This window comes from Haloarcula sp. JP-Z28 (assembly GCF_011440255.1).
In the GTDB taxonomy this organism is placed as follows: domain Archaea; phylum Halobacteriota; class Halobacteria; order Halobacteriales; family Haloarculaceae; genus Haloarcula; species Haloarcula marismortui.
This window is the reverse complement of the sequence record NZ_JAAOHT010000055.1, coordinates 20,671-29,984: the sequence shown is the minus strand read 5'-3', so window position 1 is coordinate 29,984 and position 9,314 is coordinate 20,671. Positions and strand designations below refer to the sequence as shown.

Here is a 9,314-nt window from a genome sequence, read left to right as displayed (position 1 = left end):
CGGTGACGAGGTTGAGGAACTGGATGGCATCAGACTGCATGGCCCGGTCGAAGCCGAAGTCGTAGCCGGCCATGTCCTGCATCAGCTCCGTCTTGGTCTCGTGCATCGTCACGTACAGGCACGTCTCGCCCTCCTTGACGCCCTGTGTAATGAACTGTGAACAGAAGGTTGTCTTCCCGCTGCCCGGCGGGCCGCTGACCACGTAAAGACGATTCGGGAGTAACCCCCCCTCAATGAGTTCGTCGAAGCCGGGGACCCCACTAGAGAGACGCATATCAGCTATCTGAGTCCGTCTGGACATATGCTTTCACATTCTATTTTCACCGGTGATAACTCATTCGGCTGCCTCAGCGTTCGAGGGCGCTGGGGTGGCTATCAGCCAGTTCGAGCAGTCGCTCCGTGCCAGCCTCGTCGAACCGCATCGGCCGTCGCCACCACGGCCCCTTCCCCGAGTCGGACGACAGTTCGGTGACCAGTTCGTTCGCGTCGGTGCCGCCGCTCGGTGCCGACAGCGGGACGACCGTGTCGTACAGTCGTGACTCGTCAGCGTTGCCGCGAATGAGAACGCGAGCGTCGAAGGGGTCGCGTTTCACATGGGCGTTCGAGGCGAACTGTGCCTGTTCCTCGGACGGGAGGTCCCGGTACTCGTCGCCGGTCACCGCGTCACGAGCGAGTTGGAAGTGACCGATGACGTGGGCACCCCACTTCGGCGACGCCCAGGCCGAACGCTCGTCGGCCATCGACAGCGTCGCGTAGAAGAACAGGTAGTCACCGGCCGACAGCTCCGAGAGCGGGCCGGCCTTCACGCCGTGTTCGTCGCCGTACGTGTAGCGCTCGCCGCCGGCCTCGGGAAACTCCGGGTCGAAGTGGACCGGCTGGTCGGCCACCGCGGATACGTCGGTCCGCAGGTTGAGGTCGCCGTATGTCGGCACGGGCTCACTGGTCGGTTTCGATTCGGGAATCGGGATGTACTCGAAAGAGCCGTCAGGAAACAACGGACCGCGAAAGCCGGGCTCGTTCGTGTTGGCTCCGACGTTGATGGCGACGCTTCGCATACCAAGGGTTCGGTCGGTGCGGCAAAAGGACTGCCGGCGTGGCCGCACCGGCTACTGGCGGTCCGGCGGCGAGAGGTCCCGTTGGAACTCGTCGAACTGCTCCAGATTATCGGGCAGGGTAACGGACAGTTGCCGTTCGGCACGGCGGTCGACGTTCGCCCCTTCAATGGGCTCTGCGACGGACTCCCAGCCGTCCTTGACCGTCAGGGACTTCGCCGGCGTGCCGGCGGCGATATGATGGGCTGGGATGTCCTTGCCGGCGATGGACTTCGCCGCGAGGATGGCGTTTTCCCCGACTTTGACGCCGGCCCGGACCATCGAGTCGTAGGTCAGGCGCACGTCGTCTTCGATGATGGTGTGGTAGTTGTCGACGTGGGTCTGGTCGACGGCGTCGTGGTCGTGGCTGTAGACGTGGGTGTCATCGGAGATAGAGACGCGGTTGCCGATAGTGAGTCTCCCGCGGTCGTCCAGGTGGACGTCGTCGTGGACCACGACGTTGTCACCAACCTCGATGTTGTGGCCGTAGGTGAACGTGATGCCCTTGAAGAAGCGACAGCCCTCGCCACAGGAGTCAAAGAGGTGGTCGGCGAGCATCCGCCGGAACCGGAGCGCGAACTCGACGTTGTCCGCCATCGGCGTCGCGTCGAACTGCCGCCAGAGCCACTGGAGGTGTTTCGAGCGTTTGAACCGCTCCTCGTCTTTCTCGGCGTAGTACTCGCTTTCGAGGGTCGTGTTACAGGGGTCATACCCCTGAAGCCGGACCCGCTCGGCCGGGGAGATATCCGCGCCGTCCTGCCAGCGCTCGTAGGCGTCCCGGTCGCCGTGGAGATCGACACACGTCGGTGACAACATCGCAGGTGTCCTCGTCACCGGAGAGGCGTTCATCGACCTCGTCGATAAACGCCCTGAGCCCCTCTTCGGCGAGCGGTGGCAGCGACACGTGACGCTTCGTCATGTCGAGTACGTGGCTTCGCGGGCAGATAGGGGTTTCCGTTACGTGAAACCTACCCAGTTACACTCGTGTCACGGGACTGTGTCCCACAGAGCACAGCAGGCAAGCCACAATTAAGACGCCGCCGTTCCAGACCACGACATGGTCAGGTCGGACTTCATCATGGAGATACGGCGCTACATTGTCAATCCCGCGGAGCGCCGGCTGCGGGCGCCGTGGCGGGTCACGCTGTGGCTGTTTCTCGCCGGGTTCGGCCTCGTCCTCCTCTCAGGGATGATCGCAGTGGTGTCGTCAGGAGTGCGTGTGACGCCGACGGTCGCAGTCGTGCGCCAGATTACGCTCTTTGCTGTTGGAACCGTCGTCGCCGTCGTAATCGGCTATCTACTCGACCGGCGGACGCTCCCGGATTACGGGTTGGGATTCGACCGCCAGTGGTGGCGCGACGCGGCCTTCGGCCTCCTGCTCGGGGCGGGGCTTCCCGCGCTCGTCCTGCTCGCTGAACTGGCCGTCGGGTTCGTCGAGGTCAGCGTCGCTCTGACAACCATCGACAGCGGGCCACTCCCGCTAACCGCGTTCGGACCGCCGGTCGCCGTCCTCCTTCTGGGAGCGTTCTTCCTCGTTCAGGCGACTGCCGAGGAAGTGCTCGTCCGTGGATATCTCCTGACGAACGCGGCTGAGGGACTCGCCGGCTGGATCGGGAAGCGGCGCGCAATTATTGTCGCAACGGCACTGACGGGTGGACTGTTCGGCGTCCTCCACTGGACGAACCCCAGCGCGTCGCTGCTCAGCGTGGCCAACATCACCCTCTACGGCCTCCTGCTCGGTGCGTGTTACGTCCTGACCGGTCGACTCGGAGTCGCCAGCGGCTTCCACGTCGCCTGGAACTACACGCTGGCACTGCTTGGCTTCCCTGTCAGCGGCCTTCGGATGGGTGTCGCCCTGCTCTCGACGACCGCGACCGGCCCCAAACTTGTGACCGGCGGTGGGTTTGGTCCCGAAGGGGGCCTCGTCGCCCTGCCACTGCTCGCCGTCGGCGGGGCCGGGCTGTACTGGTGGGTCCGTCGAGAGTACGGTGCAGTCGAGTTGCTTGACGACATTGCGACCCCGCAGCTCCGGATTCGGACGCGGTCCGACACCGCAAACCAAGACGGCTAAGTGGACAGCGCCGCTACAGCGGGTATGGAATACGCGACACTCGGAAACTCCGGCGTCGAGGTCTCGGAAGTCGGATTCGGTGCCTGGGTCGTCGGCACGGACTGGTGGGGCGACCGTACTCGCGACGATGCTATCGACATGGTCCAGCACGCGCTCGACGAGGATGTGACGTTCTTCGATACCGGCGACGTATACGGCCACGGCGACAGCGAGGAGATAATCGGCGAAGCGCTGGCAGAACACCGCGACGAAGTTACCGTCTCGACGAAAATCGGGTACGACTTCTACAATAATCCACAGGCCGGCCACGGCGAACTCCCGAAGAAGGTCACGCCCGAATGGGTGCACACTGCTGTTGACCGCTCGCTCGACCGCCTTGGCATGGACCACGTCGAGCTCCTGATGCTCCACAACGCCAACGTCGACGAGGTCGACGAGGACGTGCTGGAAGCGCTCGACGAACTCCGCGAGGAGGGGAAGGTCGACGCCATCGGCTGGGCGCTTGGCCCCTCTATCGGCTGGCTCGCCGAGGGCGACGCCGCAGTCGCAAACGAGTTCGACGCGCTCCAGACCGTGTTTAACCTCTTCGAACAGACCCCCGGCCAGCACTTCATCGACACCATCCGCGAGCAGAGCGCCGACACGTCGGTGCTGGCTCGCGTCCCTCACTCCTCTGGGCTGCTGAACGAGCAGGTGACCCCCGAGACCGAACTCGGTAAGGGCGACCACCGCTCGCACCGACCGAGCGAGTGGTACGAGACCGGCTGGGAGAAGGTCGAGGAAATCCGGTTCCTCGAACGTGACGGGGCACGCACGATGGGCCAGGCCGCCATCCAGTGGCTCCTCTACAACGACGAAGTGGCGTCGGTCACCCCGACGTTCCGGACGAACGCCGACATCGACGAGTGGGCCGGCGCGCCCGACACGCCGCCGCTCAGCGACGAGGAGTACGACCGCGTGCAGGAACTGTACCGGGACAACTTCGGCATCGACCGCGACGACGGGATGGACGCCCTGCGCTCGTCGGTCGACGGTGCGGACCTCGAAGAGACCGGTATGAAATCTGCCGGGGACTGACAGCGAGGCGTTCTCGCGCCGACGCACAGGCACGACAGAACAGGCCGGCGACTAAGTTTACCGCCACTCACCTGCTTTTCGCACCGTCCGAGCAACGACAGTTTGATACTAAAATCTCCAGTCGACAGTTTACCCCCAGAAAACACCGACGACCGGACAGCCGTCTGTCGGTTCCCGACTGCTACCCCTCTGTTTCGACAGGAGATGTATCGCCGTCCTGCGGTTAGGGTGTCGAAGTTTCACATTCACCACGGTGCGTCTGACGGGCGCAAGACGGCAGACGGAAGCCGGTTCGAGATGAAACGAAGGGGTTCGAGGCGAGGGAGCAGTCCACATACCAGTCCGGATGACGGCTGTAGCAGGTGTCAGAGACTGCCGCAAAAATGGTCTGCAATCGTGGGTCAACGATGGCCGCTACTGCTAGGTCCGGTTACTCGTTCAGCAGGCCGTCTTCTTCGACACGCATGACACCCTCGCCGTCCGGGAGGTTCGGCGCGTCGACGAGCTTGACGATACGCTTGTTCCCCTTGGACTTCCGGAGGTACATCCGGAACGTGGAGGTGTGGCCGAGGATGTTGCCACCGATGGGCTGGGTCGGGTCGCCGAAGAAGGAGTCAGGGTTGGAGGCGACCTGGTTCGTGACGACGACGGCGGTGTTGTTGAGGTCGCCGACCCGCATCAGGTCGTGGAGGTGCTTGTTGAGCTTCTGCTGGCGGTCGGCAAGTTCGCCACGACCGACGTACTCAGCGCGGAAGTGAGCGGTCAGCGAGTCGACGGCGAGCAGGCGAACGGGGAACTCCTCTTCCTGACTCTCGCTGGCGATTTCCTGTGCCTTCTCGGCCAGCAGGATCTGGTGGTTGGAGTTGAACGCCTTCGCGACGTGGATTTTCTCCAGCACAGAGGCAACGAGGTCGTCAAGTAGCGCCTCGTCGGTTGGGTCTGCGTCGGCCTCCTCTTCGACAATGCCGTGGAGGACCATCGTATCTGCCAGTACCTCGTCGGCGAGGCCCTTGACCATCTGTTCGATACGCTCAGGTCGGAACGTGTCCTCGGAGTCGACGAAGATAGCGCTGCCCTCCAGCCCGCCGTGTTCGGCCGGAAGCTGGACGTTGACTGCGAGCTGGTGCGTTACCTGGGACTTCCCCGCTCCGAACTCACCGTACACCTCGGTGATGGACTGGGTCTCGACGCCGCCGCCGAGCAGGTCGTCGACCTCGTCGACGCCCCAGGAGAGCTTCCCGATCTGCTCACGGCGTTCGAGCACCGTCGACCCGGTTTCGAAACCACCGATGTCGGCCGCTTCGCGGGCAGCCTGAATGATATCTGCCGCCGACGACTCGCCGATGTCGGCCGTATTCGACAGTTCGCCGGGGGAGGCGACTGCAATTCCCTGATAGGAGTCGTAGCCGTTGTCTTCGAGTTTCTCTGCTGTCGCCGGACCGACACCCGGCAGTTCTTCGAGGTCCTCACTTGCGGACATAGACATGCCTTGTGCGTCCGGGGGTATAAAGCCTCGTTAACACCAGAGTGAAAGTGAAAGTGTCGGACGGCAGCAGGACGCTTCGAGATGGTATCGGGAGTTTTAGATGGGAAGGAGGGTCGGTGGGCGGTGGAAACGGATTCAGGCCGGACCCGCTCGACCGAGATAGACGAGCAACAGCGTCCCCAGCAGAACGAGTACAGTCAGCACCGTCTCGGACACCGGCAGTATCCCTTCGCCGAACGTGCCGACGAGGAGGAGCGTAATCGCAGTCGTGCCGGAAATCGGCCTGGAGCGGATTGAGCGCCAAAACAGCCAGAGCGACCACCGGAGGCCGGCAAGCTGTGAGAGAATGCGTGTGGCAAGTGAGCGACTTGCGTCCGGGTTCTCGGCGGGCTCGAACGTGTCGAGTTCCTCGCAAGCGACTGTCACTATCTCGCCGGTGTGGACCCGACGGCCGGCCGCGTCGCCGACCACCAGTAGCGTCACAGCGTCTTCGTCCGTACCGACGACGCGGTAGACACCGGCGGGAACGCGGCTGTCGCGGCCGGCCTCGGTCGGCCGGACGTGGTCACCGACAGCGACGCTGCCGTCGGCCATGTCACTCCCAGGGGTGGTAGCCGGGACGATCCGGCCACAGCGGGTACCAGTACTCCTTGTCACCCTCGACCGTGATTTCGTCGCTGAGGTTACTGTCCAGTTTGAACTCTGCGGAGGTGTTGCGCTCGTGGCTGTCGTGTGGGTCCGGCGCGAACGGGTAGTACGCGCCCCGGCGGAAGGAGTACACCCAGTAGACGGTCTGGTCGCTGCGCGCGTCCTCGAACGAGAACAGCGCCGCGAGCAGGCGGGAGCCGTAGCGCCGTTCGACGAGCGTGTCCGCCGCGAAGTGGATCGACGTGAGCAGGTCCTCGAAGTCGTTGTCGTGCAGCACGACCCACTGATAGCCGTGGTCGTCGGTCTCGAAGGTCGCCCGGGTGCCCGTCTCGACCATTCCGGCGTCGAGAATGGATTCGACCTCGTCGATAGCGTCCTGAAAGTCCGTACTGTCGACGTCGGCGAAACACAGCGCCGCCTCGCCGGTCGGTTCGTACCCCAGATCGGCCTCCATCGTGATGTAGGCGGTACTCATCCCGAACAGGTCGTCCGGGTCGGCGTCCCGTGTCGCGTCAGCCTCGGCTTTCACCCCGAGGACGCTCTTGAGTCCGTCGAGCAGTCCCATATGCGAGCCCCTACGGGCCGGAGACCAAGGTGGTTTGTGTCTCGACTAGTTGCTGTGGTTGCGTACGAAGACAGGGACAACTGTTCTAACAGCCAGAAAGCCCCGAGTCGCTGGGCTACTGCGACTCGCTGCGCTCCTCACTACGTTGCGGTGCTTACGTCGCCTCGTACGCCCAGCGACTCGCCCCTTTCAGTCCCACCCGTTTCGGCTGCTCAATCAACCACAGGAGGGACTGAAAGGGGCGGCTGGCTGAACGACGGCGGACGACGTAAGCACTGGAACGAACGGAGTGAGTGAAGCGCGCAGCGAGTCCCCCGAGTTCAGACAGCCGGGGCTTTCTGGCTCTGTATAGCTGTCACGGTGAGAATCCACACTATCGCGTAGACGACTGCCGGCAAATCAGATAATAAACAGACGTTACCGACTTTCGAGTTCGCGTTCGAGGTCCTGCAGGCGGTCGATGCGCTTCTCGGTCGAGGGGTGAGTGCTGGCCAGACGGCCGATCCACCCGACGTTAATCGGGATGATGAAGAACGCGTTCATTTCAGCCTGGTCGCGCATATCCTCTTTGGGGACCTTGTCCATCCGACCGTCGATTTTCATCAGTGCGTTCGCAAGGGCGGCGGGCTTGCCGGTAATCATCGCGCCGCCGCGGTCGGCGGCGTACTCGCGGTAGCGGCTGAGCGTCCGGATCAGGAGGAACGAGACGATCCAGACGACCAGCGAGATGAGGATGGCGACGATGACGGGCACCTGCTGGCCACCGCGCTCGCGGCCGCCGCTGAACAGCCAGCCCCACCGGACGATGAGGAAGGCGATAGTCGAGAGGAACGACGCGATGGTCATCACCATCACGTCGCGGTTCTTGATGTGGGCCAGTTCGTGGGCGATAACGCCCTCCAGTTCGTCCTGGTCGAGCGTGTCCATGATGCCCGTCGTCACGCAGACGGCCGAACTGCTCTTGGACCGGCCGGTGGCGAAGGCGTTGGGCACCCGCGAGTCGGCGACGGCGACCTTGGGCTTCGGGAGGTCGGCCTGCTGAGCCAGGCGGTCGACGGTCCGGTGAAGTTCCGGATATTCCTCCGGTTCGACCGTCCGGGCTCCCATCGAGTACAGGGCGAGCTTGTCGCTGAAGAAGAACTGCGCACCGAGGAACAGTCCCATGACGACCACGATAAGCGCGAGGTTGCTGAAATACAGCGTGAGCGCTCCAAGGAAGACGATGTATAGCGCGAACAGCAGGAACATCGTCAGGGCCATCCGGCCACGGAGCCCCCAGTCTGTTTGCCACTCCATACCCTTGATAGACGGTCGACACTCTAAAACCTCGCTATCGTGAGAAAGTGCCACACGGCAGGGGCCAGTGGACCGTCAGCGGGCCAACGGTCCACACGCATTTACTCTCCGGGCAACAATCGGATGCATGACCGACACAGTCGTCGTCACTGGCGGGCGCGGGCGGTCCGGGCGCTGGATTTGTGACCACCTCGCCGGCGAGTATCACGTCGTCTGCGTGGACCGTGACCACCCCGGCTGGGAGATTCCGACGCGGGAGTACATTGATTTCAAAGCCGTCGACGTGACTGAAGGAGTGGAGGTCCGGGACCTCTTCAGCGAAGTTGACCCAGACGCCGTCGTCCACTGGGCCGCGCTCCCAGCGCCGGAGCGTCACGCGGGCACGCGGGTGTTCGACACCAACGTTTCGGGGACGTACAACGTCATTGACGCCGCAGGCCGCGCTGGCGCAGATGTCGTCTGGGCGTCCTCCGAAAGCGCCTACGGGCTGGCCTTCGCCGAAGAGACGCCACTCCCGGCGTATCTCCCGATAGACGAATCCCATCCGACCGCGCCGGAGGACCCGTACGGCACGTCGAAGGTCGCCGGCGAAGAGGTGGCGAAGATGGTCACCCGGCGCGACGGCGTCGACGTTGCTTCGATACGGCCGTCGTGGATTCAGTACCCCGGCGAGTACAACTGTCGGGACGTGGCCACGGGCGACCTCGCCGACGGTGCGGGTAACTGCTGGTCGTATGTCGACGTGCGCGACGTGGCGACAGCCGTCGCGGCAGCGCTCGATGCCGACACCGGTGGGCACGAAGCGTTCAACGTCGCCGCCGCCGAGAACTACGTCGGTCGGCCGACGGCTGCCCTCGTGGAAGAGCAGTGGGGTGACCTTCCCGCGGAGTGTAAGCTGGACGACGACCAGTCAGCCCTCTCGACGGCAAAGGCCCAAGGGCTGTTGAACTGGGAACCCCAACACAGTTGGCGTGATGCCGTCGACGCCGATGTTGCAGCGCCAACTCTCACGGGCGAGTAATTGAGAGCAGTCCCGGGCCTGCCGGCGGCGGCCGGCCGCGGTGGCGGAACACACGGCTT

General features: G+C 63.8%; 9 protein-coding genes and 1 pseudogene. 3 read left to right on the top strand and 7 right to left on the bottom strand.

Going from position 1 to position 9,314, the window contains the following annotated elements:
- The 3 genes and pseudogenes from G9463_RS17265 to G9463_RS17255 form a co-directional block, all read right to left on the bottom strand.
- A partial coding sequence (locus tag G9463_RS17265; protein WP_305037716.1) for an ATPase domain-containing protein occupies positions 1-274 on the bottom strand: 274 nt, incomplete at its 3' end.
- Positions 275-347: 73 nt separating this feature from the next.
- On the bottom strand, positions 348-1,055 hold the full coding sequence (locus G9463_RS17260) for a hypothetical protein (protein WP_165897356.1): 708 nt from the start codon (positions 1,053-1,055) through the stop codon (positions 348-350).
- A 51-nt stretch (positions 1,056-1,106) separates the two neighbouring features.
- Positions 1,107-2,010: pseudogene (locus G9463_RS17255) on the bottom strand (acyltransferase).
- A 138-nt stretch (positions 2,011-2,148) separates the two neighbouring features.
- Between G9463_RS17255 and G9463_RS17250 the strand changes: the two are divergent.
- Together G9463_RS17250 and G9463_RS17245 are read left to right on the top strand one after the other, a co-directional pair.
- Positions 2,149-3,162, top strand: a complete 1,014-nt coding sequence (locus tag G9463_RS17250; RefSeq protein ID WP_011224505.1) for a CPBP family intramembrane glutamic endopeptidase — start codon at positions 2,149-2,151, stop codon at positions 3,160-3,162.
- A 24-nt stretch (positions 3,163-3,186) separates the two neighbouring features.
- Positions 3,187-4,239 carry an aldo/keto reductase gene (locus G9463_RS17245; protein WP_165897355.1) on the top strand — a complete coding sequence of 351 codons (1,053 nt, stop codon included), beginning with the start codon at positions 3,187-3,189 and terminating at the stop codon, positions 4,237-4,239.
- Between the two features lie 430 nt (positions 4,240-4,669).
- On the opposite strand, the gene radA is transcribed toward G9463_RS17245, so the two are convergent.
- The 4 genes from radA to htpX form a co-directional block, all read right to left on the bottom strand.
- Positions 4,670-5,719 carry a DNA repair and recombination protein RadA gene (radA, locus tag G9463_RS17240; protein ID WP_007187908.1) on the bottom strand — a complete coding sequence of 350 codons (1,050 nt, stop codon included), beginning with the start codon at positions 5,717-5,719 and terminating at the stop codon, positions 4,670-4,672.
- Between the two features lie 141 nt (positions 5,720-5,860).
- Entirely contained in the window at positions 5,861-6,319 is a 459-nt protein-coding gene (locus tag G9463_RS17235; RefSeq protein ID WP_165897354.1) for a hypothetical protein, read from the bottom strand.
- Position 6,320: 1 nt separating this feature from the next.
- The gene (locus G9463_RS17230; protein WP_165897353.1) at positions 6,321-6,938 is read right to left on the bottom strand and encodes a hypothetical protein; all 618 of its coding nucleotides are present in this window, start codon (positions 6,936-6,938) and stop codon (positions 6,321-6,323) included.
- A 417-nt stretch (positions 6,939-7,355) separates the two neighbouring features.
- On the bottom strand, positions 7,356-8,234 hold the full coding sequence (htpX, locus tag G9463_RS17225) for a zinc metalloprotease HtpX (RefSeq protein ID WP_165897352.1): 879 nt from the start codon (positions 8,232-8,234) through the stop codon (positions 7,356-7,358).
- A 127-nt stretch (positions 8,235-8,361) separates the two neighbouring features.
- Here htpX and G9463_RS17220 point away from each other — a divergent pair, with 127 nt between their 5' ends.
- Complete coding sequence (locus G9463_RS17220; protein ID WP_165897351.1) at positions 8,362-9,255, top strand: NAD(P)-dependent oxidoreductase; 894 nt, start codon at positions 8,362-8,364, stop codon at positions 9,253-9,255.
- Positions 9,256-9,314: the final 59 nt, after the last annotated feature.

What these genes read in the sequence shown, in the direction of transcription:
- G9463_RS17260 (WP_165897356.1), bottom strand. Translation starts at nt 1,055, where the DNA reads ATGCGAAGCGTCGCCATCAACGTCGGAGCCAACACGAACGAGCCCGGC.
- G9463_RS17250 (WP_011224505.1), top strand. Translation starts at nt 2,149, where the DNA reads ATGGTCAGGTCGGACTTCATCATGGAGATACGGCGCTACATTGTCAAT.
- G9463_RS17245 (WP_165897355.1), top strand. Translation starts at nt 3,187, where the DNA reads ATGGAATACGCGACACTCGGAAACTCCGGCGTCGAGGTCTCGGAAGTC.
- radA (WP_007187908.1), bottom strand. Translation starts at nt 5,719, where the DNA reads ATGTCCGCAAGTGAGGACCTCGAAGAACTGCCGGGTGTCGGTCCGGCG.
- G9463_RS17235 (WP_165897354.1), bottom strand. Translation starts at nt 6,319, where the DNA reads ATGGCCGACGGCAGCGTCGCTGTCGGTGACCACGTCCGGCCGACCGAG.
- G9463_RS17230 (WP_165897353.1), bottom strand. Translation starts at nt 6,938, where the DNA reads ATGGGACTGCTCGACGGACTCAAGAGCGTCCTCGGGGTGAAAGCCGAG.
- htpX (WP_165897352.1), bottom strand. Translation starts at nt 8,234, where the DNA reads ATGGAGTGGCAAACAGACTGGGGGCTCCGTGGCCGGATGGCCCTGACG.
- G9463_RS17220 (WP_165897351.1), top strand. Translation starts at nt 8,362, where the DNA reads ATGACCGACACAGTCGTCGTCACTGGCGGGCGCGGGCGGTCCGGGCGC.